Source organism: Sphingomonas sp. GW821-FHT10F11, from assembly GCF_058809095.1.
In genome coordinates this window covers 50,620-75,260 of sequence record NZ_JBXASH010000008.1, presented here as the reverse complement: position 1 = coordinate 75,260, position 24,641 = coordinate 50,620, and the positions used below count along the sequence as shown (strand labels likewise).

Below are 24,641 nucleotides of genomic sequence, written 5' to 3'. Positions count from 1 at the left end.
CAGGCAAAGGGCGAGTGGCTAAGCAGCCGATGATGGCGATGGCGCGCAGATGTGCGGCCCTGCGCGCGGGGGAATGACGATCGTGGCAAGCGTTCGGAACGGGTCGGACCCTGTGATGTCGAGGGCGCAAGCGGCGCTGGACAAGGCCCTGGCCTTTCTCGACGGCGCGCAACTGCCAAGCGGTGAATTCCGCGTGGTGACCTCGCTCCGCCGGGACATGGCGGGCGATTGCGAGCCCGACCCGTCGATCTTCCCGACCGCCCTGGTCGCACAGTGCCTGTCCTTCGCGCCAGAAGCCGACGCGATGCGGCAGCGCGCACTGGCATTCCTGCTCACCCAGCGCGATCGCCACGGCCTGTGGCGACACTGGACGAAGGACCACCCTTTCTTCCGCCAGCTGCCGCCCGACATGGACGACACTTGCTGCGTGTCGGCGGCGCTTGCCGCGGGAGGATCGGCGGAGGTCGCGGATCCGGCGCTGCTGCTGGCGAACCGCGATGCCGAGGGCATGTTCCTGACCTGGATCATGCCCCGCGCCCGCTGGACCGGCGCCGCGCATATGCGGGTGACGCTGCCGCAGCTTCGCCATCTGGCGACCTTGTGGTTCTTCTTCAAAAAGACCTCGGCCGCGCCGGGCGATGTCGATGCGGGCGTTAACGCCAATTGCCTGCACTATCTGGGCGACTTCCCGGGCCATGAGCGCGTGGTCGCCCGGCTGGTCGAGATTCTGCGCCGTGACGCGGAAGCGGATGCCGACAAATGGTACGATGATCCGTTCGTGCTCTGGTATTTCTTCGCCCGCGCGATCGGAGGTCGATCGGCGGAAGCACGGGAACTGCTGCTCGCCAAGCTTGACGCTGCAGCGCCCGCCAATGCGTTGGAATTGGCATTGTCCATCGCTGCGCGGCTCTATTGCGGGTCCCCCCCGGATAGCCTGATCGAGGCGCTGCTCGCTCGTCAGACGGCCGATGGAAGCTGGCCCCGCGCGCCGGTCTATTTCGGGGGACGGGAACGCCGCCGCGATGGCACGCTCGCACCGGCGCATCCGGACACACCCCATTGGGGATCGGAGGAGATGACCACCGGTTTCTGCATCGAGGCGCTCGCGCGGTCGCTGCCGGCGGGCGCGGCGTGACCCGTCACCTGATCCATATCGGCTATCCCAAGACCGGCTCGACCTTTCTCCAGCGCTGGTTCGCGGCGCATCCGCAGATAGCCTATGTCCATGGCGGCTTGGCCGGTTTTCGGAGCGTGTATTCGATAGTCGCCGAAGCAGCCGTAGCGCAGCCGAGTTATCTGTGGCGTGTCACCAGCCAGGAGTCGTTTACGTCGCCGTTTGCTGATGCCGGGACGCGGAATATCGATTTATCGCACCTAGGCGATGGAACGCTGGGCGAACGTCAATCCCGGGCCTGCGCACTGCTCGCCGAAACCTTCCCCGACGCGCATGTGCTGATCGTCACGCGCGGATTCCGCTCGATGATCCTGTCTTCCTATTCGCAATATGTCCGGGTGGGCGGCACCGACGACCTGGAGACGCAGATCTGGCAGGGCGGCGAGAATCCCTGGCGCTATGACGAGGCGATCGCGATGTACCGCGCCCGGTTCGGCGACCGGGTGATCGTGCTGCCCTATGAGTTGCTGGCGCGCGATCCGGTCGCGTTCCGTGCCGAGATGGAGCGCCGGCTCGGGGTCGCGCCGTTCGATTTCGAGGATGCCGTGGTCAATCGCGCCCTCTCGCCCATCGAGTTGCGCTGGTATCCGCGGTTCGCGCGTCTGGTCCGGCGCCTGCCCTTTCGCCGACGGATGGCGCGGCTGTATCTCGGTCTTGTCTTCGACAACCGGCTGGCCCCGCTGATCGCGCTGCTCGATCGCCTGTCGCCGGCCAAACCGGTCGATGGAACGATCATCACCGACGCCTTGCTCGAAGAAGCGCGTGGCCTTTGCGACGGGCTGGCGGCCGACCCGATCTACACGCCCTTCGCCCGCGACTATCTGTTCGAGCATCGGCTGAAACCGGATCCGAATCCCTAGAACGTAACTGGCCCGGATGAAGCACCCCGTTCGTGTCGAGCAGGGTTCGTCGAAAGACTCAATGGCGCCGCGCGCCAAGGCGGCGAAGCAGTCGTCCCGCCAGTCCCTCGCGCCGTTCCTCGCGGGGAAGCGCCGGCTTTTCGAGAGAGCGGGTGATGACATCGGTATAGCTTCCGAGGATTTCGGCGCCTATTTCCCCTTGTATGCCGCGTTGTTCGGGCGGCAGGTGCATGCCCGGCGGCCCGTCCTTCGCAAAGGCATAGTGATCGAAGAGCGCTCGCCAGGCGTCCCGCTGCGGCTCGGGGAGGTGCTTGATCGCCAGCATCGCGTGAAACAGCGCGGGTATTGCCGGTAAATGATGGGCGGTTGGTGCGCGCCACCAGTAATTGATCATCATGTTCACGCGCTCGATGGAGCGGACATGATGAAACCACAGGGCCGGAAGGTAGAGGGCGTCGCCAGGGCCGAGATCCGCGATGAACGCCGTCTCCATCGCGTCGGCGAAGCGCGGATAAAGCACGAAGTCGGGCTCGTCGAAATCCACGACGCTGACGGCTGAACTGGCGGTCGTTCGATATGGACCCAGATACAGGTTGGCGACCTGGTCGGGCGGAAACACGGTGAACCGCCGCCGGCCGGCAACGACACAGACGATATTGTCCATCCAGTCGTGATGCGCCGGCACCGTCACCGCATTGCCCAGCCACAGCCGGGGCGTGACCGAATCCGGCAGTAGCGGCATCGGGTTGGTCGCGGTGAAACCCGGCATTGCCTGTTCCGCCAGCCCGGCCTGGGCCGCGAGATAGTCGCCATCGTCCTGCGCTGCCGCCGATATCAGCCTGTCCAGCACTGCGCTGACGGTCATCTCCGCCGTGCTGAAATCGAAGGTCTGCAGGCCATGGTCATAGCTGAACCGGCCATGCCCGGTGCGGGGCTTCACCTTCAAGGTTACCGGGCTGCCGCCGTCATTGCGCTGCAGGAATGTCGCCAGCGCTGCGTTGCCGTCCAGCGCCGCGGCCGTCACTGGCCAGTCAGCGACCAGGCCCCGCAAGATGACAGGCGTCGCCGCCGCCACGACCTCCCCGTGAAAACGCGCGGCGTCGAGATCGGCGATATCGCGTGATGGGACCTCTTGCGTGATGCCGTGGCTCCCTATGCTGGATGTGGACTTTGCCTGGCCTGGTCGGACGTCGTTTTCACTCCGCGGCCTTGGCGAATTCCTCGACAGGCTGTGCGGCCTCGGCCGGCACGGTGCTTCCGTCGATCAGGCGCAGGACGATATCGGCAAAGGCGCTCGCGGGGCAGGGCGGCACCTGGGTGCGGATGCTGGCGGCTGCGGCAGCGCCGATCGCCGGCCAGTCCGCCCGTGCGGCCCAGGCGCGCTCCATCGCCTCGTCGATCGCCGCCTCGGTCGGCGCGGCGGCGATGAAGCCGGTCTCGCCGTCGGTACAGACCTCGGCGCTGCCCGCGACATCGGTCGTGATCGTCACGCGCCCGGCCATCATCGTCTCGACCACCACCAGCGGCAGGCCTTCCGCGCGGGTCGGCAGGATCAGGGCGTGGTGCCGGCCCCAGATCCCGCCCGGCACGTTGCGGACGAAGCCGGGGAAGGTGATATTGTCCAGCCCGTGAAACGCGGCCATCTCCTTCAGCCCCTCGGCCCGGTCGCCCGCCCCGAAGAAGGAGACGTGAACGTCGCGTTCGCGCCATTTGGGCAGCGCCATCACGCGGAGCAGCATGTCCTGCCCCTTCTCCATCGGGAAGAAGCGGCCGACACAGGCAAGCTTCAGCCCGTCGCCGACCTCGGGCCAGGGGAGGGGCGCGTCCCAGGCGGTGAGGAACGGATTGCGCACCACCTCGGCATTGGGAATCGCCATGCCCATCTGCTCTTCGGTGAGCCGGTGGTTGTGGTGCGAGACGAAATAGGCGCCCTGCGCCCCGGCATACATCGCCTTGCACCGCGCGCGCATCCAGTCCGACGGCCAGTAGAGCTCGGTCGCCTTCTGGCAGATCAGCGCATAGGGAATGCCCAGCCGCCGCAGCACGCCGGCATAGAGGAAGCCGTCCCAATTGCCGCCCTGCGACAGGATCACCAGGTCGGGACGGGAGAAACGCAGCGCGACGTCGAGGCGCACCAGCTGCCAGCTCAACCCGGCGGCGCGGCTGATCAGCGAGAAGATGCCGTAGAGTTTCTTGGGCAGCAGCGGGAATTTGGCGAGATCGTGCAGCTTGCACTTCGCATCGTGCAGCCGCTTGATCGCCGGCTCGCCCTTCGGCAGGTTCGGCTTGGCGACCGAGATGCGGTGGCCCCGCTGCGCCAGTTCGGCGGCTGCTGCGCCCCATAGTTCCTCGCTGCCGCCCCAATGCGTTTCATTGCAGCTGACGAAGGCAATATGGCGCGGATCGGCACTCTTCAAAATCGCGTCCCCTTGTTGCGGGTCTCGCTACCACGCCGCCCCTTTGCTCCGTCAATGGAAAATCTCACTATTTTCCAAACAAGATGGTTATGCGGGGGCGATTTATCGGCGATGATCGCCCGAACCAGGGGGGATGAATCAGGTGCGGATCGGGGAAATCATCCGGGCGACCGAGTGGTGGGAATATAAGCTGCTCCCGATCCTCGGCGTGTTCTACGCGACCCTGGCCTATCGCCACGCGTCGATTGCCGCCGCCTGGCCGATGGCGCTCGAGTTGCTGGTCGCGATCGCCCCGGGCGCCGTCTATGTCAGCGTGATCAACGACCTTACGGACCGTGACGAGGACAGGCGGGCGGGCAAACCGAACCGGACCGAGGGGCGGTCGGCCGTGGTGATCGGCCTGCTGATCGCCGTGCCCGTGCTGATCGGCATCGCCATGGCGTGGCGCTGGCGCGGCGATCCGCTGCTGCTCGCGACCTATGGCGGGGCCTGGTGCGCCTTCAGCGCCTATTCGCTGCCGCCGCTGCGCTTGAAGACGCGCGGCCTGTTCGGCGTGATGGCCGATGCGAGCGGCGCGCATCTCTTCCCGGCGCTGGTCGCGGCGTTGCTGGCGTTTCGCGCAGGCGGCGCGACGCCCGATCCCGTCTGGGTCGGGCTGATCGGGTTATGGGCCGGCGCGTTCGGGGTGCGCGGCATCCTGTGGCACCAGTTGAGCGATGAGGAGGCCGACCGGATCGCCCATGTCCGCACCTTCGTCCAGCGGCATGGCGGGCGGTGGGCGCGGGCGATCGGGTCATGCGTGGCGTTCCCGCTGGAATATGCGGCGCTGTTTGCCCTGCTCTGGCTGCTCGACGATCGCATCCCGTTCATCGCCCTGGTGCTCTATGCCTTCCTGGTGATCTTCAAGCTCGAACGGTTCCAGATGCACGCCGCGATCGTCCAGCCGCGCCCACGCCAGCTGATCCTGCTCAACGGCTATTATGAGGTGTTCCTGCCCGTCTCGCTGCTGGCCGCCTCGGCGCTGGCGCATCCGGCCGACTGGATCGTGTTGGCGGTACACTGCATCCTGTTCCCCGGCCGGCTGAGTCAGGTGATCAGCGACGCCTGGAAGCTGCTGCCGCGCCGCATCCATCGATAGGGAAGGTCCGCTCGTGGCCCATTCTGCCGGGCGGGGCTGACACGACTTGCGGGGACGATCGCGCGGCGGTCGCCACGGCGCGTTATGCAGCCACCTCGCGCAACCCGCCCGCCGGCGCCTCCGCCCCGCCGAAGCGCAACTGGCCCTTGCCGGCGCGCTTGGCCTGGTACAGCGCGCGGTCGGCGCAGCCGATCAGGCGTTCCAGGTCCATCCCCTGGTCCGGCGCCAGGGCGATGCCCACGCTGGCGGCAATCCGGATGGTCTTGCCGTCGATCTCATAGGGCTGGCTGAGCTGCTTGATGATCCGGCGGGCGAGCATCTCCGCTTCGCTGTCATGCTCCAGGCCCGCCTGCACCACGACGAACTCGTCCCCGCCGATCCGCGCGATCGTGTCGTCGGCGCGCACCGCCGCCGTTAGCCGCCGCGCCACCTCGCGCAGCACTGCGTCCCCCGCGGGGTGGCCGTACACGTCGTTGACCGGCTTGAACCCGTCGAGATCGAGGCAGTGCAGCGCCAGCCGGCCGCCGCCCTGCGCGACGGTCGCGAGATTCGCCTGGAAGCGCTCGCGCAGCAGCAGGCGGTTGGGCAGGTCGGTCAGCGCATCGCGCTTCGCCAGCAGCGACAGGTCGTGCTCGGCGGTGAGATGCTTCACCATCGATCGGTAGAGATGGCGGACGCTCTGCAGGCTGAGCGCGGCGGTGGTCGCCACCAGCAGCGCCTCGACCCCGAAGAGCTGAGCGTGGAGCGGGCTGTTGTTGGTCATGAAGGCATGCAGGCCCAGCGCCGTCGCGGTCGGCACCACCGCCAGCAACAGGCTGGTCACGCAGATCCGCGGCCGGATCGCGATGCGCGAGACCACGCCCGCGCCGAAGCCGAACACCAGGCTGACGGTGATCATGTGCACGATCGGATAATGGAACATCAGCATGCGGGCGTTGAGCAGGCCGAGCAGCCCCGCAAAGGCATAATTGCCGATCGCATAGCGCCGTTCCCAGGTGCGGATGGCGGCCATGTCCATCGTCGCCGGGCCGTGCCGCCGATAGCCGAGCAGGACGATCAGCCGCGCCGCGGTGACGGCCACGACCGCCGCCGTCAGGCCGATCACCACGGGATCATGCCACTGCAGCGCGATCAGCGTGCCCACGCCGGCGACCACCACGCCCATCGCGACGACCGGCAGGGTCATGCTGAACAGCATGTCGACCAGCTCGCGATAGACCACGTCCGGCAACAGGGTGCGTTGCCGCCGCCCCTGCGGCGACGTGCCCGCGCGTGCACGGCGATCTTCGCTGCGCCCCTGCTTGTTCGGGTTGTCCATGACCGCACTCTAGCAAGGGTCCGGTTAATAGAACCGTATCGGGGCAATCGGTATTTTTGCAGGTCTCCTCGGCACGGGGGCGGAGCATGGGATTATATTAGATATTGCTTATATAAGCCCATGCTGTCACATTTCCTCGCATTCGAGAGGAGGCCGATTCTTATGTCAGAGATCAACAGCAACGCCATCGGGGCCGAATTCCGCGGTTATGAGGAGCGCGAGCGGGAGGGGCAGCCCGTCCGCGTCGCGGTCGCCGCGCGCACCTATCCGACTGACCCCGCCGACCTGTGGGATGCGATGACCAGCGCCGAGCGGCTGCCGCGCTGGTTCCTGCCGATCGAGGGCGATCTGAAGCTGGGCGGGCGCTATCAGCTGATCGGCAATGCCGGGGGCACCATCCTGCGCTGCGACGCGCCGCACGCGCTCGACCTGAGCTGGGAATTCGCCGGGGCGACCAGCTGGGTGGCGGTGCGGCTTGCGGGCGAGAGAGAGGGGACGCGGCTGACGCTCGAGCATATCTTCCCCAAATCCGACGACGATGAATTCTGGCAGAAGTTCGGGCCGGGCGCGGTCGGGGTCGGGTGGGACCTCAGCTTCATGGGGCTGGGCATGCATATCGTCTCGGGCGGCGCGCAGGTGGACCTGGAGGCAGCGCATGGCTGGACTGCGTCCGACGAGGGCAAGGCCTTTATGCGCGCGAGCGCGGATGCCTGGGCCGCGGCGCATATTGCCGGGGGCGAGGCGGACGAGGTCGCGCACGGCATGGCGGGGCGGACCGCTGCCTTTTATTGCGGCGAGGGCGGTCACGATCATGGCGAGGGCGGGGGAGAGGGCGGCTGATGCATGCGTTCGACGTCCTGGGCGATCCCGTCCGCCGCCGGCTGCTCGAGCTGCTGGCGGAGGGCGAGCGCTCGTCCGGCGACATGACCGAGGTGGTGCGCGCCGAATTCGGCATCACCCAATCGGCGGTGTCGCAGCATCTGAAGGTGCTGCGCGACAGCGGCTTCGCGGCGGTGCGGGTGGAGGGCGCGCGGCGGATCTACGCAGTCGACGCGGCGCCGATGGAAGAGGTCGACGCCTGGCTCGCCCGCTTCCGCAGCTTCTGGGCGCCGAAGCTGGAAGCACTGGCGACCGAGGTGGCGCGCGGCCGGAAGCAGCGGGGGGAGCTTTAGGGTGGCCTCGCCGGTCCCGTACGAGAAGCGCCACCGCGACGGCAGCCTCTGGGCGCGCGGCCAGAAGGTCGACGACGTGCCGACCGGCTATTGGGAATGGTTCCGCAAGGATGGCACCCTCATGCGCTCCGGCCATTTCCGGAACGGCGAACAGGCCGGGGAATGGACGACCTATGATTCCGCCGGCGCGGTGTACAAGGTCACGCGAATGAAACTAGCGGCGGACGATGCCGGGGAACGCCGCTCATGATGGCGCTTTCCTCAGCGGCCGCAGCCCTTGGCGAGTTCGACCGTCATCTTGGTGGTGCGGCCGATCCACTTGCCGGCGAGCATGCCGCCCTGCGTCTTCACGCGGACGAGTTCGATATTGCGTGCCGGCACCTTGTTCGCGGCCAGCTCGGCCCGGGCGGCAGCGATCCTGGCTTCCCACAAGGCCGGGGAGGAGGCTCCGCTATTGTAGACGACGAGGCGGATGGCGTTGTCGCGGCGGCCGAAGAGCTTCCACGTCTCGGCTGTGCCAGCCAGGAAATACCCCCCATCGTCTTTCAGCACCGTCGACCCCCGTACGAACTCGACCGGCATGGGCGGCATGTCGCAGGCCCATGCCTCGGCGGAGCAGAGCGCCAGTATCGCGGCGGCGACGAAGGTCATCGAACGTGGCACGCCGTCTCTCCCGGAACTGGATCGCCTCGATCGTCCGAGCATAGCCATGCGGCGGGCGGGGGCAATGCGGCTTGCGTTCGTTATGACGGTAGTGGGCCGCAGCCATTGTGCCGCGCGCCCCGGCCCCATAGACCATGGCCTCCCTTGGCGGAGGCTCGCATGATCCATCCCCGGACCTCCCAGAGCAGCGCGGCCGTCGCCGATCATTATGACGAACTCGACCCGATCTATCGGCGGCTCTGGGGCGAGCATGTCCATCACGGGCTGTGGCGCAGCGGTCGGGAGAGCCCGCGGGATGCGGTCGAGGCGCTGAGCGACCTGGTCGGCGCGCGGCTCGGCTTCGGCAGGGGCGACCGGCTGGTCGATATCGGCTGCGGGTACGGCGCGACGGCGCGGCGCTTTGCCGGGCGCGGGGCGATCGTTATCGGCTTCACCCTGTCGGCGGAGCAGGTCGCGCAGGCGCCGGCGGCCGGAGGCGTGACCTTGCTGTGCCGCGACTGGCTGGACAATGGCCTGGAGGCGGTGTCGGCGGACGGGGCCTATGCGATCGAGAGCTCGGAGCACATGACCGACAAGCCGCGCTTCTTCGCCGAGGCGTGGCGGGTGCTGAAGCCGGGCGGGCGGCTGGTGGTGTGCGCCTGGCTGGCGAAGGAGGCGCCGTCGGCGTGGGAGGTGCGGCACCTGCTCGAGCCGATCTGCCGCGAAGGCAGCCTGCCCTCGATGGGGAGCGAGGCCGAGTATCGCGCGATGGCCGGGGCCGCGGGGTTCGAGTGCGCGGGGTTCGAGGATGTCAGCCGCTCGGTCGCGCGGACCTGGGCCATCTGCCTGGGGCGGCTGGTGCGCGGCGTGGCGGGGGATCGCGACCTGCGCCGTCTCGTGTTCGGCGCCCGCAACCGTCTGTTCGCGCTCAGCGTGCCGCGGCTGATGCTGGCCTATCGCACCGGCGCGATGCGCTACGGCGTGTTCAGCTTCGTAAAAAAGGGGTCGGAGTGATTTATCATACATCACTCCGACCCCTTTTCTTGAGGGATCTGCGGAATATGGGATCTGGCTGGAATCGTTAGAGAAGCAGCGAGATGGAGTTGCCGAAATTGTGGAGCAGAACCGGGAGCAGGATGCTGCCCGTCCGCAGCCTGAGCCAGACCGCGAGCAAGGACGGTATGGCGGTCAGCGCCATCGTTACGGAATCGAAGGAGAATCCGTCGCTCGAATAGCCGAAGGCATGTGCCAGCCCGAACAGCACGCAGGAAAGGATCGCGCCCCAGCCCCAGTCCACGCCGAGAAACCGGACTCGCCCGGCAAAGGCCCGGTCGAGCGCGAGCAGCAGGATGCCGCGGTAAAAGGGCTCCTCTTCGAAGCCGGGCATGGTGAGCTGGAAGGCGATCGTTTCAGGCGAGGCGGAGTCGCTCGGGAAGAGCCGTGCGATCGCCACGAAGAACAGGCAGTAAAGCAAGACGACCGGGATGCAGCTCTTCAGGCTGCCTTTCGCTTGCGCGAAGGTGAGGCCAGCCGGACGCCAGCCAAAGGCCGGCAGCGCGGCAATGCCCAGCGTCGCGGCGAGCGCGAGGATCTTGCCCTGCCAGTTCCAGCTTCCCGGCAAGACGTCCGGAAAAAGGCCATAGGCCCGCGTCAGCAGGAGGTCGTTGAGCAGCACCAGCCCGCCCGCGATCAGCAGCCAGCGCAGGGAGAAGTTCCGGCGATCGATCAGGCCGATCGCGGTACCCACCAGAAGAAGCAGGGCCAACACCCCCGCGATGCCGATTACGCCGTTCATTGCAGACCAGACCCCATCGCGACGGGCGACCATAGCCGACACCGTGCGCTTCTCAACAGGGTCAGGACCCGGGGGTCGCGCAGGCCTCCGCCCTGGCCTCGCACAGCGACCAGCCGCCGCCCATGGCCTGGTAGAGCTGGATGCGGGCGGTGAGGGCATCGGTGCGGATCTGGAGGAGCGACAATTGCGCGCCGAGCAGCCCGCGCTGGGCGTCGAGCTGCTCGAGATAGGGCGAATAGCCCTCGCGGTAACGGTTGGTCGCCAGCCTGAGCCCTTCGGCCAGGGCATCGCGCTGGCGGTGGGCGGAGGCGGCCTGTTCGTCGAGGCGGGCGGCTGCGGCGAGGGCGTCCTCGACCTCGCGGAAGGCGGTGAGCGCCGCGCGGTGATAGGTGAAAGCGGCCTGGTCGCGCTGGGCGCCAGCCGCTTCCGCCTGGGCGGTGAGACGGCCGCCCGAGAAGATCGGTGCGAGCACGCTGCCGCCTGCCGACCAGATGGTGATCGGGTCCTGGAGTAGAGTGGAAAAGGCGGCGCCGGCCGCCGCGGTGAGCCGGACCTGGGGCAAGAAACGCTTGCGCGCGACGGCGAGCGACTTGTCGGTCGCGGCGAGCTGATACTCCGCCTGGGCGACATCGGGGCGGCGGCGGAGCAGCTCGGAGGGCAGGCCGGCGGGGATGGCGGGTTCGGTCAGCGCGTCGAGCGACAGGCCCCGCGCGATCGTCTGCGGCGTCTCGCCGGTGAGGGTGCTGAGTACGTCCTCGGTGCGGGCGATACCGAGCTCGATCTGCGGGATGATCTGCGCGGTCGCCTCATATTCGGCCTCGGCCTGTTGCAGTTCGAGCTTGGGGGAGTAGCCGCGGCCGACGCGCGACCGGGCGATGCGCAGCGATTCGGTGCGGGCGTTGAGCGTGGAGCGGGCGACCTCGAGCCGCGCGTCGAGGCCGCGCAGGGTGACATAGCCGCTCGCGGTGGCGGCAGCGACGGAGAGCCGGACGGCATCGCGCGCCGCCTCGCTTGCCAGATACGCGTTGCGCGCGGCCGATCGCTGGTCGGCGAGGCGGCCGAACAGGTCGATCTCGTAGCTTGCCTGGAGCTGGGGCTGCAACGCGTTCTGCTCGAGCGGCTGGCCGAAGGCGCTGACCGAGCGCGAGCGGCCGCCGCTGATGCCGGCATCGATCGCGGGGAGCATCTGCGAGCGGGCGAGGTCGAGATTGGCGCGCGCCTCGCGGATGCGGCCGGCGGCGATGGCGATGTCCGGGTTGTTGGCCAGCGCCTTCTCGACGAGCGCGGTCAGCGCGGGATCGCCGAACGCCTGCCACCAGGTGCGGTCGAGCGGGGCGACCGGCCCGGCGTCGGTGCGCCAGGCGGCGGGTGGTGCGACGGGGGCGACACTGGCTGTTTCCACCGCCGGGCCGGCGCAGGACGCGAGCATCAGCAGCGCGACGGATGCTGCCCGGATCATGGGCGCTTACGGGTGTCGATGCTGAGCTCGACCGACATGCCGGGCCGCAGACGGGCCGCGAGCGGCTGGCCCGGGTCGATCCGGATACGCACGGCGATACGCTGCGCGACCTTCACGAAATTGCCCGTGGCATTGTCCGACTTTAGCACGGCGAATTCGGAACCGGCGGCGGGGGCCATGTTCTCGACATGACCGGTTAGCGCCGCATCGCCCAGCGCGTCGACCTTGAAGCGCGCGCGCTGGCCGACGACCATGTCGCGCGTCTGCGCTTCCTTGTAGTTGGCGACCACCCAGACATTGTGCGGCACGAGGAACAGTAATTGCGCGCCGGCCGTGACATAGGCGCCGCGGCGCACGCCGATCTCGGACAGCTGCCCTGCCTCGGGCGCGCGGATGATGGTGTTGTCGAGATCGATCTGGGCGAGGCGGAGCTGCGCCCTGGCTGCCTCCACCGAAGCTTCGAGCCCGCTCCGGCCGACCACCACCGTGCGCACGTCCTGAGTGCCGATCGAGCGGCTGGCTTGGGCCTGGCGCACGCCCGCCTCCGCCGCGAGCAGGGTGGCGCGGGTCTGGTCGAATTCGCGGGTCGAGATCGATCCGTCGGCGACCAGCGCCTGGGCGCGCTTCATATCGGCCTGGGCGCGGACCAACTGGGCGGTGGCATTGGCGATGCCGGCATCCTGGCTCTGGATGGCGACCTCGCGCGAGCGTTGCGCCTGGCTCGAATTGGCCAGCGCCGCCTGTTGCGCCGCGACATTCGCCTCGGCCTGGGCGACGCGGGCGCGGTAGATGCGGTCGTCGATCGTGGCGAGCACCTGCCCGGCCTTCACCTCGGTGAAATCCTGCACGGGGACCTCGGTGACATAGCCGCTGACCTGCGGGCTGATGATCGTCACCCGGCCGCGGACATAGGCATTGTCGGTTTTCTCGCTCCAGCCGGCAAAGGGCGGCAGGCGCCAGGCATAGAGGATGGCCAGGATCGCGCAGAGCGCCAGAAGCACGATCAGGATGATCACCGGCGGGGTCTTGACCGCGGGGCGCCAGCTGCTCGGGGCCGCTTCCGCAGGCAGATCGACGGCTGGAACGGGCTCGGCTGCTGGCGGCGCTTCCGTTTTGGTGTCGCTCATCTCATTGTTCCTGTTGCGCCTGTGCCTTTTGCATCGCCTGCTGCAACAGGACGACTGGCGATTTTTCACCCCGCCGCCGGACCGACCAGCGGATCGCGAAGCCCCACAAGGCGACGAGGATCGCGAGCACCCCGACCAGCAGGAAGACGTCGTTGAAGGCGAGGATGTTTGCCTCGCGCGCGACCTGCTGTGCCAGGATGGCCGCACCCTGGGCACTCCTCAGCGCCGGATCGCCGACCACGCCGGCGATCGCGCCGCCGCCTGCGCGAATACGCGCGGCGACCAGCGGGTCGGTCATCACGATGTGTTGGACCAGCTCATGCGAGTGAAATTTCTCGCGCATCACCTGAAAGGTGCTGAGCAGGGCGTTGCCGACCAGGCCGCCCATGCTCTGGCTGATACTGAACAGCACGACGAAGCTGATGAAGTTGCGCCCGCCGGCGAGCAGGGTGCGCGCGATGCCGATCACCATTGCCTGGGCGAGGAACAGCAGTGAGGCGAAGCCGATCAGCGCCTGGCTGATATAGAAGCTGCTTGGGCGGGTGAGGTTGGTGGCGTTGGCATCCATAAAGGAGGCGATCACGATCAGGATGACCGCGACGGTGATCGGGCGGGCGATATTGTCGGGCCGGAAGGTGAGTACCGCAGTGGCGAGGCCGGCGATCGAGGCGAGCACGACGATCACATTGAGCACGACCATCTGGTCGTTGATCATGCCGAGCACGGTCAGCAGCCCGACCGATCCATAAGCCTGTTCCGACAGCAGAACGCGGACAGAGGCCGCGACCGCCATCAGCCGCAGCACCTCCCGCGTGGCGAGCCAGCGGGTGTTGATCAGCGGGTTGGCGCGGCGGTGTTCGACGATCACGGCTGCGGCGATCAGCGCGACGCTGACGGCGAGTGCCCATCCCATCCACGCGCGGTCGGTCCACCATTCGATCCGCCCTTCGGACAGGACGGCGATGAGCAGCCACAGGCCCGGTGCGAACAGGCCGAAGGTAAGGAAGTCGAGCGGTTCGAACACGTCCTCGCGCTCGCTCGGCGGCAGCGGCAGGCTCATCACCGCGGCGAGCGTCGCCAGCGCAAGGCCTAATTCGAACCAGTAGAGATTGTGCCAGTCGCCCCATTCGAGCAGCCGGGGCGAGAAGACCCGCGCCAACGGCGAGGCGAGCTGCGGGATGCTGATGCCGATCATCACCGCGGCCAGCCGTTTCGGCGCCGGCATCGCCTGGAAGAAATAGAGGATGGTAAGCGTGGTCAGGCCGCTGGCGGCGATGCCGTTCATTGCGCGCACCGCCACCGAGGTCCAGAAATCATGGAGGAACAAATGTAGCAACGTCGTCGCGGCATAGGCACCCACGGTATAGCGGACGAAGGGCTGCAGCCCGAATTGCTGACGGTATTTCACCAGCAGCAGGTTCGCCGTCACATTGGTCATGAAATAGGCGGCGGTGAGCCAGGCGCTCTCGTTGCTGTTGAGGCCGAGCGTCCCTTGCGCGAAGTTGAGATTGACCGTGACCAGCGCGTTCCCGAGCCCGCCGGTGATGCCGATCAGACAGCCGATGAGGAAATAGAAGACGCGGCGGTGCGACGGGTGGTCGGGATTGGCCGGCGACCCCGGCAGCGTCGGCTTTTCGTGCGGCTTGAAGACGTATTCCGCCACGCTCCTGCCCTTCTTGCCCCAGCGCGGTTTCCGACTCGATCCGGGCGATCGGCCGGAAATGGCAATGACGCGCTTAGGAGGACGGCGTTGCAAGCGTCAATTACGCCCTAGGTACGGGGTGAAAAGCGGGTCGCACAGCCTATCTATGCCCTTGGGCGAGGGCTGCGGGCTTCCGCCGAGCGACTGAGGATCAAACCGTGCCGACGCCAATCCGCATCCTGCTGCAAACCACGATCGAGCCGGCCGAGGACGACTGGAGCGTCGCGCGCTTCTCCGTGCTGCGTGGGCTGCTGGAGGGCGCGCGCGGTGACGACGGCGCCCCGCTCTACGACGTGACGGCACGCGACCGGGCGGCACCGCCGGGCGCCGACGACCCCGTGCTGGCGCGGATCGACGAGAGCGATTTCGACGAATTGTGGCTGTTCGCGGTCGATGTCGGCGACGGTCTGAACGCGACCGAATGCGCCGCGATCGGCCGGTTCCGCGCGGGCGGGGGCGGCCTGCTCGTGTCGCGCGACCATATGGACCTGGGGTCGTCAGTCTGCGAGCTGGGCGGGGTCGGCCGGGCGCATCATTTCCATACGCACAATGTCGATCCCGATCCGGCGCGCCAGGCGATCGACGATCCCTATACGACCTATATTCTCTGGCCGAACTTTCACTCGGGCTCGAACGGCGACTATCAGGAGATCGTGCCGGCGGACCCGGTCCATCCGCTGCTCGCCGACCCCGAGGCGCCGGAGGGTTTCCTGCGCTATCTGCCCGCTCACCCGCATGAAGGCGATGTGTCGGCACCGCCCGAGGATCCGAGCGCACGCGTCATCGCGACTGGCCGCAGCAAGGTGACCGGGGCCGAATTCGCGATCGCGGTGGCGTTCGAGCCGCGGGACGGTGCCGGGCCGGCGGTGGCGCAATCCACCTTCCATCATTTCGTCGATTATAATTGGGACGTGGCGCATGGCGCGCCGAGCTTCGTGACCGAGCCGCCGGGCGGCAGCCTGGTCGCGACCCCCGAGGCATGGCGATCGGCGCAGCTTTACGTGGCCAATCTGGCGCGATGGCTGGCCGGGACGGCGCAGGCACGGCGCCTCGACCGGGAGCTGGATGAAGCGCTGGTGGAAAGCTTCCCGGCCAGCGATCCGCCGGCGGTCAGCTGATCGCCTGGCGCATCGCGCGCTGGGTAAGGGCGATATCGCCGTCAACCGTCGCGACGATATCGAGCGTGTCGCCGTCGCCCGCACGGGCGAGCAGGACGACATAGTCGCCGAGGTGAAGCCCCGTCTCCAGCGTCAGGCTGGCGAGCACCGGGCGCGCATCCAGCACGGTGGCCGGATCGGCTGATTTCGGCGCTGACGCCGGCTTCTTCGCATCGCGCTCGGCCTTGACCACGCCCTTGATGCCGCCCTCGAAGCCATCGAGAAAGTCGGTCAGCCCGCCCGGTGCCACGCCGATGCGGCGGGCATGGGAGAGCACGGCGGCGTATTCGGTCAGGCGGGTCTTGTCGTAATCGGTGCCGAAGACGAGCTTCACCACCGGCGTCATCGGCGCGCGCAGTTGCACCGCGATGCCGGCATGATCGAGCAGCAGCTCATAGGCGGTGGGATCGGCATCGGCGGCAGCGGCGAAATCATGCGCGCGGGCGAGCGCGCGGTAGAGCGTGCTGCGCGTGCGCGTGTCGGCGGCGCGGACCGCGGCGGCGGTCTGCTGCGCGAGCATCAGCTGGTCGGTCAGGCTGCCGCTCGGCGCGTTCGATCCGATGCCGCGGCCCGCCGGTTCTTCCTCTTCCAGCGACTCGATTCCGGCGCTCGGACCATCGGCCCAGGCCGGCGCGGTCGCAGCGGGCTTGGGCGCGGTGCGGTGCGAGGCATCGACCTCGGCATCCAGCCTGGCCTGAGTCTCGGCGTCGACCAGCTCTTTCCAGTTGATCACGCCATAGATGTAGTCGATCGAATCCTCGTCCGAGGAAAAGGGCATCAGGATGCCGCGATACATGGTGTTGTGGCCGCGCGTGTTGACGAACTCGGCCTCGAAGCCGATCGGCGCGCGATTCGCGATGATCTGCAGATAATGGTCGGTCAGGCGCGACAGCAGCGAGCGGCTGGGCACCTGGGCGATATGAGTGACATTGTGATCGAGCGCGCATTCCTCGCGCAGCAGCTTGCCCAGATAGGGAATCGCCGGATCCTCGATGCCGTTCGAGAAATCGAGCAGCACGCTGTGCGGGCCGAAATCGGCGATATTGGCCGGATCGAGATCCTCGATCGAGGGATAGGCGCGCCCGCGCAGCAGCGAGACCCAGTGATTATAGGCGCGCACATGCATGCGCCGCTCGTCGGTGCCGATATCGAGTCGCGGATCCTCGACGCCGCTCGCGCCCGCATCGTGATCGTGCTCGATCCCCCGATCCTCTTCGAAACCGCGGACGTTATCCATGCAGAAAGCCACCCTTAAGGGCCTTGGACCAGCCCGTTACGGGAACTGTCTGCACCCGGCGTGGTAAACGTTGCGTAAAGGGGTGGCGCGATGCGATTGCGGCCCTGAGCGCTTGTCAGGCGCCGAACCAGATGATAAGCGCCGCCCCCTCGCGACAGCCCGTCCAGGGCCGCACCGGGGGATATGCCGCTTTAGCTCAGTTGGTAGAGCATCGCATTCGTAATGCGGGGGTCACAGGTTCGAGTCCTGTAAGCGGCACCACCCACAAATGACGGAAATTTGCGGTTTCTCCCCTCAGGGCTGCTCCGCCAGGCAAAAGATGCGGGTGGCGATCGTCCATTTGGCGTCGTCGCTTGCCCAGGGTAACGGGCGCTGGACCTGGTCCATCTGCGCTTCCCAGGCCTGCACCGCCGCATCGGCGGCATCGGCAGCTGCCTTCAGCGCGGGGTCGAATCCATCGGCGGTTTCCATCACCATGACCAGGCGGTTGCCGGTACGGTGGATTTCCATGGCGGTGATGCCTGCGCGTCTGATGCTGTCGCCGATCGCCGGCGGCAGGGCGCCTGCGGCGTGCCATGCCTCGTACCGAGCGATCGCTTCCGCCTCGTCGATAAGGTCGATCAGCAGGACGTGGCGCATGGTCACCCTAGTTGATCCAGCCGCCGTCGATGACATGCACCGCCCCGGTGGTGAAGCTCGCTTCGTCGCTGGCAAGGTAGAGCGCCAGCGCGGCGATCTCCTCGGCGCGGCCGAGGCGGCCCATCGGCTGGCGTCCGACGAAGGCGCTCTGGGCCGCCTCATAGTCGCCGGTGTCGCGCAGCCGCTGCTGGAGCGAGGGGGTATCGATGGTGCCGGGGCAGATCGCATTGCAGCGGATGCCCCGGCCGACGAAATCGGCGGCGACCGCCTTGGTCAGGCCGATCACACCGGCCTTGGTCGCGCCGTACGCGAAGCGATCGGGGATGCCCTTCACCGAGCTGGCGATCGACGACATGTTGACGATCGCGCCGCCGCCCCTGTCGAGCATGCCCGGCAGGAAGGCGCGGATCGTGCGGTACATCGCGGTCATGTTGAGATCTATCGAAAAGGCCCAGGCGCTTTCGTCGCAGTCGAGGATCGTGCCGCCCTGAACCACACCGGCGACGTTGAACAGGATGTCGACCGGGTCGATCGTATCGCGCAGTGCCAGGATCGCGGCGGGATCGGTCACATCGAGCGCGCGGCAATCGATTCCGTCAAGGCCCGCCAATGTGGCGGGCGCGCGGTCGGTCGCGATTACGGTCGCGCCTTCCGCCGCGAACAACAGGGCCGAAGCACGCCCGATGCCCTGTCCGGCGGCAGTGATGAGGGCGGTCTTTCCGGCTAGTCGCTGAGTCATGATGCCTCTTGTCGAAGGGGAATGTCTGCGCGGTCGAGCGCTGTCCACAGCGCCTCCGGAATCGGGGTCGCCAGTCGCGCCAGCGTGTCGCGTAGTTGCGGTACGCCGACAATCCCCGGGATCACGCTTGCCACCTGCGGATGGCGGAGCGGGAATTGCAGCGCGGCGGCGGGGAGCGTCACGCCGTGTACCGCGCAGATCCCCGCGAGCCGGCGCGCGCGCGCCAGGATGTCCGGGGAAGGAGTCGCATAATCATAGTGCAGCGCCCCGGCGTCACCGAGATCGTCCTGCGCCAGGATGCCGCTATTATAGGGGCCGCCGATGATCACACGGACACCGCGCTCGGCGCACATCCCGAGCAGCGCCTCGGCTGCGTCGCGATCGAGCAACGAATATCGCCCGGCGAGCAGGATCACATCCAGGTCGATGCGCGGCAACAGGTCGAGGCAGATCGCCACCTCGTTGACGCCGATGCCGATCGCATCGACCGCACCGGCATCGCGCATCGCGCGCATCGCGCGATAGCCGCTGTCGAGAAAGGCGTGGCAGTGTTGCTCGTGCCGGTCGCCATGAGTCATCGCGCCGAGATCATGCGCGAGCAGGATCTCGACGCGGTCGCGGCGCAGGCGTTTCAGGCTCGCTTCATGCGATCGCCGGATGCCGTCGGCGCTATAGTCGAACATCGGCTCGAACGGATCGGCATCGACGAAGCCGTGCCGCGTGCCGCGCAGGGCGGTCGGTTCGAGCAGGCGGCCGACCTTGGTCGAAACGATCGCATCATGCCCGACGAGCGCCGCGCCCAGCCGGCGCTCTGCGAGACCGAAGCCGTAATGCGGCGCGGTATCGAAATAGCGGATTCCGGCATCGAGCGCGGCCATGACGGTCGCCTGCGCCTCTTCTTCGGAGACGGTGCGGTAGAGATTGCCGATCGCCGCCGTGCCCATGCCGAGGCGGGGAAGGGCGACGCTCATGCCCGCATCCGGGGATAGAAGAGGCGCGCGTTGCGGCTGAATACCGCGTCGTGATCGTTGGCTGGGATCGCGCCGCACGCCAGTGCCAGCCAGCCGGCATAGTCGCCGCGCAGATTGAGTACTGGCCAGTCGCTGCCCCAGATCAGCCGATTGCTGCCGAACAGCGCATGGGCTGTGCTGATATAGGCGAGCACGGCCTCGGGCGACTGGTCGGGGGCCGTTTCGGTCAGTAGTCCGGAAAGCTTGCAGGCGACCCAGGAACGCCGGGCCAGCGGCGCGATCGCATCGCGCCAAATGGCATGGCCCCCGGTCCCGATATCGGGCTTGGCGGCATGGTCGATGACGACGCGCAACTGCCGGTGACGGTCCGCGAGGCGGTCGAGCGCGGGGAGATGCCTGGGCCGGATCAGAGTGTCCAGCGTGAGGTTTCGGTCGGCGAGTTGCGCAAGCCCGGTATCGAGCGCCGGATCGTCGAACGCATCGGCGGGCAGGTCTTGAAGCATTAGCCGAATTCCGACCAACGGCCCCGCCGCGATCAGTCCGTCCAGTAGGGACCCGATATCGGGCGATGCGAGATCGGCCCAGCCGACGACACCCGCGACGAACGGATTGCCTGCGGCCTGGTCGAGCAGCCAGTCGGTGTCGCGCCCGCTCTCCTGGCTCTGCACCACGATCGCGGCGGTGACACCGCGTGGTGCCGCGAGCCCTTCGATCTCGACAAGCTCGTGATCGCGGTGGATCGCGGCGAGATCGGCGGTCGGCCAAATGCAGTCGTTGCGGCCGAGGCGCCAGGCATGGACATGCGCGTCGATCAAGCCGCCATGACCTCCCGTACCACTCGGTCATATAGATGGCTCCGTGCGAACAGCGCCACCACAGCAAAGCAGAGCGCGGGCACCGCCATCGCCGCCCGGATCGTGCCGGCCTGGTCCGAGGCGACGCCCATCAGCGCGGTGATCACCGCGCCGCCGATGATCGCCATCACGACCAGCGACGCGCCGGGCTTGGTCAGCGGCCCGAGATCGCGCAGCGCCAGCACGAAGATCGTCGGATACATGACCGACATGAAGAAGCTGGTGGCAACCAGCGCGGCAACGCCGACGGGGCCGTCGACCATAGTGGCGAGCAGGCAGAGCAGGGCGTTTATCACCGCGAAGCCAAGCATCAGCCGTGCCCCGCTGATCCGCGCGAGCAGGGCGCTGCCGACGAAACGGCCGACCATGAACAGAGCGAGCGACGCGGTCAGCAGCCAGGCGGCGTTGCGCTGGCCGAAGCCGGGCAAGGCCGCATCGATATAGCGGATCAGATAGCTCCACACCCCGACTTGCGCGCCGACGTAGAAGAATTGCGCGACCACCCCAAACAGATAGCGCGGCCGGCCGAGCAGGGCGCGATAGCTGGCGAGGCTGCCGGGCGCCGCCTCGCGCGGCCGCAAGGCCCTGGCCGGGAAACGGGTGATCGCCAGTAGCGCGGCCCAGCCGAGCACGACCGCGGCGATCAGCATATAAGGCAACCGGACCGCCTGGGCGTCGGCGATAGCCGATTGAGCGCCGTCGCCGGCTGGCAGGATCAGCAACGCGCCGAGCGTCACGCCGGTGATCGAGCCGAGCGGGTTGAAGGCCTGGGCGAAGTTCAGCCGGCGTTCCGCGCTTTCGGGCGGGCCCAGTTCGGCCACCATCGGGTTCGCCGCCGTCTCGAGAAAGGCGAGCCCGCTTGCGATCACGAACAGCGCGAGCAGGAAAAAGGCGTAGCTGAGCGCGGTCGAGGCCGGCCAGAACAGCAGCGCGCCGAGCCCGAACAGGCCCAGCCCGAAGATCACCGCCGCCTTGTAGCCGAAGCGTTGCATGAACAGGGCGGCCGGGATCGCGAAGCAGAAATAGCCGAGATAGAAGGCCGATTGCACCAGCCCTGACTGGAAGTCGCCGAGTGAAAATACCTGGCGGAAATGCGCGATGAGCACGTCGTTGAGGTTGTTGGCGACACCCCAGAGGAAGAACAGCCCGATCACCAGGATCAGCGCGTGGCGGCTGGTGGTGTCGGCGGAGTCAGCCGGCGTGGCGATCGGCTCGGTCGGCCGGTCGATGGTGGCGCCTGACAAGGGCATGCTCGTTCCTTCCCACGACACCCGCTCGCCTGTCGCGACGGCTGGCTTTGAGTCGTGATAGCCGATCGTTCCGCCATTGTGAAATGTGAAACACGTTTTCACCAGTGATTAATTGGATTGCGAAATGCGACCTGCCTGTCCTATCAAACGCGACGCCGATCGTGCATCCAGGCGCGGCGAAGGGAGAGATGGGGATGGCCGAACTGTCTCGCCGAGCCGTGATGCAAGCAGGCGCGACGCTTGCGCTGATGCCGGGTGCCGCCGTGGCGCAGCCCTTTGCCGGGGAAGAGATCATTCCTTTATGGCCCGGCGCGATCCCGGGCGATCGCGGCACCCTGATCCGGCCCAAGAATGACGACCAGTCGAAGGACCCGGGGCATCCCGATCGCTGGCTGACCGGGATCGACCGGCCGGTGCTGGTGGTGTGCCGGCCGGTGCGGCCCAATGGCGCCGCGGTGCTAGTGGTGCCGGGCGGCAGCTACCGCTTCCTCGCCTATGACAATGAGGGTACGTCGCAGGCGCGCTGGCTGAACGAGCGCGGCGTGACGGCCTTCATCCTGCGCTACCGCTTGCCGGTCGAGGGATGGAACGGACGGAGCGAAGTGCCGCTTCAGGATGCACAGCGCGCGATGCGGATCATCCGCGCCGGGGCGCGACGTTTCATGGTCGATCCGGCGCGGATCGCGGTACTGGGGTTCTCCGCGGGCGGCCATCTCGCCGGGTCGCTCGCGACGCGCCATGACGAACCGCTCTACACGCCGGTGGACGAGGCCGACCTTCTGTCGGCGCGCCCCGATCTCGCCGCGCTGATCTATCCGGTGCTGTCGATGGCCGCATCCTTCACTCATGTAGAATCGCGGGACGATCTGCTGGGCGAGGGCGCCTCGGTCGCCGAGCGGCAGCGCCATTCGATCGAAATGCGGGTCGATGCGCAGACGCCGCCCACCTTCCTCGTTCATGCATCGGACGACGGGCTGGTCCCTGTCCAGAACAGCCTGGCGCTTTATGCCGCGCTGCTCGCGGCGGGGCGCCCTGCCGAGTTGCACGTCTTCGATGAGGGCGGGCACGGCTTCGGCGTGCGAGTGCCCCAGGCCTTGCCCGTAATGAGCTGGCCTCGGCTGTTCGCCGCCTATGCCGTGCGCAAGGGCGTGTTCCCGGCATGAGAGTGCTCGCCTGCCTGGTGGCCGCGCTGGCGATCGCGATACCGGCATCAGCACAGGATCATTATCAGAGTTCGCCCGAACGGCGGACGGTTGCGGAGAAGGATTGGGGCCCCTGGCTCGGCCCGTTCCGGGCGAAACTGGTGCCGAGCCTGATGCAGGATTTCGGCGAACGCTATCTCTATGCCGCGGCGAACCGGGCGCTGCCGCCGCCCCGGCCGGGCGAGCGCCGGGTCGTGTTCCTCGGGGATTCGATCACTGATCTTTGGGATTTGTCGAAGAACTTCCCGGGCAGGTCCTATGTCAATCGCGGTATCGGCAGCCAGGTGACCGCGCAGATGCTGCTGCGGTTCCACCAGGACGTGATCGGGCTGCGTCCGTCGGCGGTGGTGATCCTCGCCGGCGTCAACGACCTGAACGGAGTGCTGCAGCAGGAAACCGAGCAGCAGATCGAGGCCAATTACGAGGCGATGGCCGACCTGGCCGACCGGCACGGCATCGCGGTCGTGTTCGGATCGGTCCTGCCGGTCAACAATTATACCGACAATGCACGCGACATGCTGAAGGAGCGCGATCCGGCCGTGATCCGTGCGCTCAATGCCTGGCTGAAGGCGTTTTGCCGGAAGCGCGGCTATGGCTTTGCCGATTATCATGCCGCGATGGCCGACGAGCGCGGGTTGCTGCGGCGCGACCTGACGCGTGACGGCCTCCATCCGCTGGCGAATGGCTATGCCCGCATGGTGCCGATCGCGCAGGCGGCGATCGATCGCGTTCTTGGCCGCAAACGTCATTGAGCGGCGTCAGGGCTTCGACGTCAACGAGCGGGCGAGGTGATCGGTCAGGTCGCGGCGCTGCTCCGGGGTGAGCGTGCCGAACACGCCGCGGACATGATCTGGCAGATGGCCGGCGGGATCGCCGTTCGCATGGAAGACGAGATGGTCGAACATGCCTTTCCAGATCGCCCGCCGTTCCTCGGGCAGTTCGCCCATCGCGAGGAGCGCGTGGAGCAGTGCGTTCAGCGGTGAGGCCGTTTCGCGGACGTCGTTCCACCAGTAATTGATCAGCACGCTCAGCGGATCGAGCGAGCGCACCGCATGCCACCAGAAATAGGGGATGTAGATCGCGTCGCCCGGCGCGAGCTCGGCGGTCTCCGCTGCTTCAAGCGCCTGGGTGAACCGCGGGTAGCGATCGAGATCGGGTGCCTCGACATCGACCATGCTGACTGGGGCACCCGCCGGCGTCATCTCGAGCGGGCCGACATAGAGGTTCGCGATCTGATCGGGCGGGAACAAAGTGAAGCGCCGCCGCCCGCCGACGACGCAGGCAATATTGTCGTTGGAATCATAATGGGTCGCGACCTGGATGGCGTTGCCGATCCAGATCCGCGGGCGTGCGTCCGGGAGCAACGGCATCGGATTGGCGTCGGCAAAACCGGGCAGCACCTCGTCGGTCGGCGCCGACTGCATGGCGATGGCGAGCGGTTCGGGGGTCGCCGCCTGGTGGAGGAGCTGGCCGAAGACATCACTCACCCGGGCGTCGCGCCGTCCGAAGTTGAAGCCGGTCATGTCGTCGCGGTAGAAGAAGCGGCCGCCGATTGCGGGCGCCCCGACCACGCATCCTGCCGGTTTGCCGCTGTCCATCGCCGACAGATAGCGGGCGAGGTCGGTCGCGCCCCGCCGCCCTTCGGCAACGGCCGGCCAGTCGGCGACCAGCCCGCGCAGGACGGCGGGCCGCGCCTCAGCGATCACCGATCGGAACAGGACCGGGTCGACTTCGCGGATTGCCCTGATGATCCTGCCTCCCTGTGTCGGACTTCGCCCCGAGTCCCGT

25 protein-coding genes and 1 tRNA gene are annotated in these 24,641 nt (G+C 67.5%); 11 read left to right on the top strand and 15 right to left on the bottom strand.

Features of this window, described 5'->3' with window-relative positions:
• The first annotated feature begins 115 nt into the window (after positions 1-115).
• Both AC1RT8_RS20165 and AC1RT8_RS20160 read left to right on the top strand, forming a co-directional pair.
• A complete protein-coding gene (locus AC1RT8_RS20165) occupies positions 116-1,135 on the top strand; it encodes a hypothetical protein (RefSeq protein WP_493077796.1) in 1,020 nt (339 codons plus the stop codon).
• Positions 1,132-2,034 (top strand): sulfotransferase, encoded by a 903-nt coding sequence (locus AC1RT8_RS20160; protein ID WP_493077794.1) that lies wholly within the window; start codon positions 1,132-1,134, stop codon positions 2,032-2,034. Before AC1RT8_RS20165 ends, AC1RT8_RS20160 begins: the two co-directional genes overlap by 4 nt.
• A gap of 58 nt (positions 2,035-2,092) precedes the next feature.
• On the opposite strand, the gene AC1RT8_RS20155 is transcribed toward AC1RT8_RS20160, so the two are convergent.
• On the bottom strand, positions 2,093-3,148 hold the full coding sequence (locus AC1RT8_RS20155; RefSeq protein ID WP_493078022.1) for a cupin-like domain-containing protein: 1,056 nt from the start codon (positions 3,146-3,148) through the stop codon (positions 2,093-2,095).
• Between the two features lie 82 nt (positions 3,149-3,230).
• Complete coding sequence (locus AC1RT8_RS20150) at positions 3,231-4,451, bottom strand: glycosyltransferase family 4 protein (RefSeq protein WP_493077793.1); 1,221 nt, start codon at positions 4,449-4,451, stop codon at positions 3,231-3,233.
• Between the two features lie 142 nt (positions 4,452-4,593).
• On the opposite strand from AC1RT8_RS20150, the gene AC1RT8_RS20145 reads away from it, so the two are divergent.
• On the top strand, positions 4,594-5,589 hold the full coding sequence (locus tag AC1RT8_RS20145; RefSeq protein WP_493077791.1) for a UbiA family prenyltransferase: 996 nt from the start codon (positions 4,594-4,596) through the stop codon (positions 5,587-5,589).
• Between the two features lie 82 nt (positions 5,590-5,671).
• Here the strand turns inward: AC1RT8_RS20145 and AC1RT8_RS20140 are convergent, their stop codons facing one another.
• Positions 5,672-6,907, bottom strand: a complete 1,236-nt coding sequence (locus tag AC1RT8_RS20140) for a diguanylate cyclase domain-containing protein (RefSeq protein WP_493077789.1) — start codon at positions 6,905-6,907, stop codon at positions 5,672-5,674.
• A gap of 162 nt (positions 6,908-7,069) precedes the next feature.
• Between AC1RT8_RS20140 and AC1RT8_RS20135 the strand changes: the two genes are divergently transcribed.
• Genes AC1RT8_RS20135 through AC1RT8_RS20125 form a run of 3 tightly spaced genes read left to right on the top strand, consistent with a single transcriptional unit; the run spans position 7,070 to position 8,329 of the window.
• The gene (locus AC1RT8_RS20135; protein WP_493077788.1) at positions 7,070-7,747 is read left to right on the top strand and encodes an SRPBCC family protein; all 678 of its coding nucleotides are present in this window, start codon (positions 7,070-7,072) and stop codon (positions 7,745-7,747) included.
• Positions 7,747-8,079 (top strand): ArsR/SmtB family transcription factor, encoded by a 333-nt coding sequence (locus AC1RT8_RS20130; RefSeq protein WP_493077786.1) that lies wholly within the window; start codon positions 7,747-7,749, stop codon positions 8,077-8,079. Before AC1RT8_RS20135 ends, AC1RT8_RS20130 begins: the two co-directional genes overlap by 1 nt.
• 1 nt (position 8,080) lies before the next feature.
• Positions 8,081-8,329 carry a toxin-antitoxin system YwqK family antitoxin gene (locus AC1RT8_RS20125; RefSeq protein ID WP_493077785.1) on the top strand — a complete coding sequence of 83 codons (249 nt, stop codon included), beginning with the start codon at positions 8,081-8,083 and terminating at the stop codon, positions 8,327-8,329.
• Positions 8,330-8,340: 11 nt separating this feature from the next.
• Here AC1RT8_RS20125 and AC1RT8_RS20120 read toward each other — a convergent pair whose 3' ends face one another.
• On the bottom strand, positions 8,341-8,742 hold the full coding sequence (locus tag AC1RT8_RS20120) for a hypothetical protein (RefSeq protein WP_493077783.1): 402 nt from the start codon (positions 8,740-8,742) through the stop codon (positions 8,341-8,343).
• 159 nt (positions 8,743-8,901) lie between these two features.
• On the opposite strand from AC1RT8_RS20120, the gene AC1RT8_RS20115 reads away from it, so the two are divergent.
• Positions 8,902-9,735 (top strand): methyltransferase domain-containing protein, encoded by an 834-nt coding sequence (locus AC1RT8_RS20115; protein WP_493077781.1) that lies wholly within the window; start codon positions 8,902-8,904, stop codon positions 9,733-9,735.
• 67 nt (positions 9,736-9,802) lie between these two features.
• Here AC1RT8_RS20115 and AC1RT8_RS20110 read toward each other — a convergent pair whose 3' ends face one another.
• From AC1RT8_RS20110 to AC1RT8_RS20095, 4 genes are all read right to left on the bottom strand, one after another.
• Positions 9,803-10,516 carry a CPBP family intramembrane glutamic endopeptidase, BDIM_20840 family gene (locus AC1RT8_RS20110; RefSeq protein WP_493077779.1) on the bottom strand — a complete coding sequence of 238 codons (714 nt, stop codon included), beginning with the start codon at positions 10,514-10,516 and terminating at the stop codon, positions 9,803-9,805.
• 61 nt (positions 10,517-10,577) lie between these two features.
• Positions 10,578-11,975, bottom strand: coding sequence for an efflux transporter outer membrane subunit (locus tag AC1RT8_RS20105; protein ID WP_493077777.1), 1,398 nt, complete (start codon positions 11,973-11,975; stop codon positions 10,578-10,580).
• On the bottom strand, positions 11,972-13,102 hold the full coding sequence (locus tag AC1RT8_RS20100; RefSeq protein ID WP_493077775.1) for an HlyD family secretion protein: 1,131 nt from the start codon (positions 13,100-13,102) through the stop codon (positions 11,972-11,974). The genes AC1RT8_RS20105 and AC1RT8_RS20100 overlap by 4 nt, the downstream gene beginning before the upstream one ends.
• 1 nt (position 13,103) lies before the next feature.
• Positions 13,104-14,765 carry an MFS transporter gene (locus AC1RT8_RS20095; RefSeq protein WP_493077773.1) on the bottom strand — a complete coding sequence of 554 codons (1,662 nt, stop codon included), beginning with the start codon at positions 14,763-14,765 and terminating at the stop codon, positions 13,104-13,106.
• Positions 14,766-14,962: 197 nt separating this feature from the next.
• Between AC1RT8_RS20095 and AC1RT8_RS20090 the strand changes: the two genes are divergently transcribed.
• Positions 14,963-15,922 carry a hypothetical protein gene (locus tag AC1RT8_RS20090; RefSeq protein ID WP_493077771.1) on the top strand — a complete coding sequence of 320 codons (960 nt, stop codon included), beginning with the start codon at positions 14,963-14,965 and terminating at the stop codon, positions 15,920-15,922.
• On the opposite strand, the gene AC1RT8_RS20085 is transcribed toward AC1RT8_RS20090, so the two are convergent.
• Entirely contained in the window at positions 15,915-17,198 is a 1,284-nt protein-coding gene (locus tag AC1RT8_RS20085) for a PAS domain-containing protein (protein ID WP_493077770.1), read from the bottom strand. The two genes, AC1RT8_RS20090 and AC1RT8_RS20085, sit on opposite strands and share 8 nt — an antisense overlap.
• 185 nt (positions 17,199-17,383) lie before the next feature.
• Here AC1RT8_RS20085 and AC1RT8_RS20080 point away from each other — a divergent pair.
• Positions 17,384-17,459, top strand: a tRNA-Thr gene (locus AC1RT8_RS20080).
• 33 nt (positions 17,460-17,492) lie between these two features.
• Here the strand turns inward: AC1RT8_RS20080 and AC1RT8_RS20075 are convergent.
• From AC1RT8_RS20075 to fucP, 5 genes are read right to left on the bottom strand one after another with little or no spacing between them, the layout of a single operon-like run.
• Positions 17,493-17,837, bottom strand: a complete 345-nt coding sequence (locus AC1RT8_RS20075; protein ID WP_493078021.1) for an L-rhamnose mutarotase — start codon at positions 17,835-17,837, stop codon at positions 17,493-17,495.
• A 7-nt stretch (positions 17,838-17,844) separates the two neighbouring features.
• On the bottom strand, positions 17,845-18,576 hold the full coding sequence (locus tag AC1RT8_RS20070; RefSeq protein ID WP_493077768.1) for an SDR family oxidoreductase: 732 nt from the start codon (positions 18,574-18,576) through the stop codon (positions 17,845-17,847).
• Positions 18,573-19,547, bottom strand: coding sequence for an aldo/keto reductase (locus AC1RT8_RS20065; RefSeq protein WP_493077767.1), 975 nt, complete (start codon positions 19,545-19,547; stop codon positions 18,573-18,575). Before AC1RT8_RS20065 ends, AC1RT8_RS20070 begins: the two co-directional genes overlap by 4 nt.
• Positions 19,544-20,362, bottom strand: a complete 819-nt coding sequence (locus AC1RT8_RS20060) for an amidohydrolase family protein (RefSeq protein WP_493077765.1) — start codon at positions 20,360-20,362, stop codon at positions 19,544-19,546. The genes AC1RT8_RS20065 and AC1RT8_RS20060 overlap by 4 nt, the downstream gene beginning before the upstream one ends.
• On the bottom strand, positions 20,359-21,651 hold the full coding sequence (gene fucP, locus AC1RT8_RS20055) for an L-fucose:H+ symporter permease (protein ID WP_493077764.1): 1,293 nt from the start codon (positions 21,649-21,651) through the stop codon (positions 20,359-20,361). Before fucP ends, AC1RT8_RS20060 begins: the two co-directional genes overlap by 4 nt.
• A gap of 194 nt (positions 21,652-21,845) precedes the next feature.
• Here fucP and AC1RT8_RS20050 point away from each other — a divergent pair, with 194 nt between their 5' ends.
• Together AC1RT8_RS20050 and AC1RT8_RS20045 are read left to right on the top strand one after the other, a co-directional pair.
• Positions 21,846-22,814 (top strand): alpha/beta hydrolase, encoded by a 969-nt coding sequence (locus tag AC1RT8_RS20050; protein WP_493077762.1) that lies wholly within the window; start codon positions 21,846-21,848, stop codon positions 22,812-22,814.
• Positions 22,811-23,605: a GDSL-type esterase/lipase family protein gene (locus AC1RT8_RS20045; RefSeq protein ID WP_493077761.1), complete on the top strand. Its 795-nt coding sequence runs from the start codon at positions 22,811-22,813 to the stop codon at positions 23,603-23,605. Before AC1RT8_RS20050 ends, AC1RT8_RS20045 begins: the two co-directional genes overlap by 4 nt.
• A gap of 6 nt (positions 23,606-23,611) precedes the next feature.
• Here AC1RT8_RS20045 and AC1RT8_RS20040 read toward each other — a convergent pair whose 3' ends face one another.
• The gene (locus tag AC1RT8_RS20040) at positions 23,612-24,559 is read right to left on the bottom strand and encodes a cupin-like domain-containing protein (protein WP_493077760.1); all 948 of its coding nucleotides are present in this window, start codon (positions 24,557-24,559) and stop codon (positions 23,612-23,614) included.
• Between the last annotated feature and the right edge of the window lie 82 nt (positions 24,560-24,641).

Excerpts from the sequence above, each read along its gene's own strand:
- AC1RT8_RS20135 (WP_493077788.1), top strand. The coding sequence starts at position 7,070 with ATGTCAGAGATCAACAGCAACGCCATCGGGGCCGAATTCCGCGGTTAT.
- AC1RT8_RS20110 (WP_493077779.1), bottom strand. The coding sequence starts at position 10,516 with ATGAACGGCGTAATCGGCATCGCGGGGGTGTTGGCCCTGCTTCTTCTG.
- AC1RT8_RS20085 (WP_493077770.1), bottom strand. The coding sequence starts at position 17,198 with ATGGATAACGTCCGCGGTTTCGAAGAGGATCGGGGGATCGAGCACGAT.
- fucP (WP_493077764.1), bottom strand. The coding sequence starts at position 21,651 with ATGCCCTTGTCAGGCGCCACCATCGACCGGCCGACCGAGCCGATCGCC.
- AC1RT8_RS20045 (WP_493077761.1), top strand. The coding sequence starts at position 22,811 with ATGAGAGTGCTCGCCTGCCTGGTGGCCGCGCTGGCGATCGCGATACCG.
- AC1RT8_RS20065 (WP_493077767.1), bottom strand. The coding sequence starts at position 19,547 with ATGAGCGTCGCCCTTCCCCGCCTCGGCATGGGCACGGCGGCGATCGGC.
- AC1RT8_RS20140 (WP_493077789.1), bottom strand. The coding sequence starts at position 6,907 with ATGGACAACCCGAACAAGCAGGGGCGCAGCGAAGATCGCCGTGCACGC.
- AC1RT8_RS20105 (WP_493077777.1), bottom strand. The coding sequence starts at position 11,975 with ATGATCCGGGCAGCATCCGTCGCGCTGCTGATGCTCGCGTCCTGCGCC.
- AC1RT8_RS20165 (WP_493077796.1), top strand. The coding sequence starts at position 116 with ATGTCGAGGGCGCAAGCGGCGCTGGACAAGGCCCTGGCCTTTCTCGAC.
- AC1RT8_RS20115 (WP_493077781.1), top strand. The coding sequence starts at position 8,902 with ATGATCCATCCCCGGACCTCCCAGAGCAGCGCGGCCGTCGCCGATCAT.
- AC1RT8_RS20050 (WP_493077762.1), top strand. The coding sequence starts at position 21,846 with ATGGCCGAACTGTCTCGCCGAGCCGTGATGCAAGCAGGCGCGACGCTT.
- AC1RT8_RS20070 (WP_493077768.1), bottom strand. The coding sequence starts at position 18,576 with ATGACTCAGCGACTAGCCGGAAAGACCGCCCTCATCACTGCCGCCGGA.
- AC1RT8_RS20100 (WP_493077775.1), bottom strand. The coding sequence starts at position 13,102 with ATGAGCGACACCAAAACGGAAGCGCCGCCAGCAGCCGAGCCCGTTCCA.
- AC1RT8_RS20075 (WP_493078021.1), bottom strand. The coding sequence starts at position 17,837 with ATGCGCCACGTCCTGCTGATCGACCTTATCGACGAGGCGGAAGCGATC.
- AC1RT8_RS20130 (WP_493077786.1), top strand. The coding sequence starts at position 7,747 with ATGCATGCGTTCGACGTCCTGGGCGATCCCGTCCGCCGCCGGCTGCTC.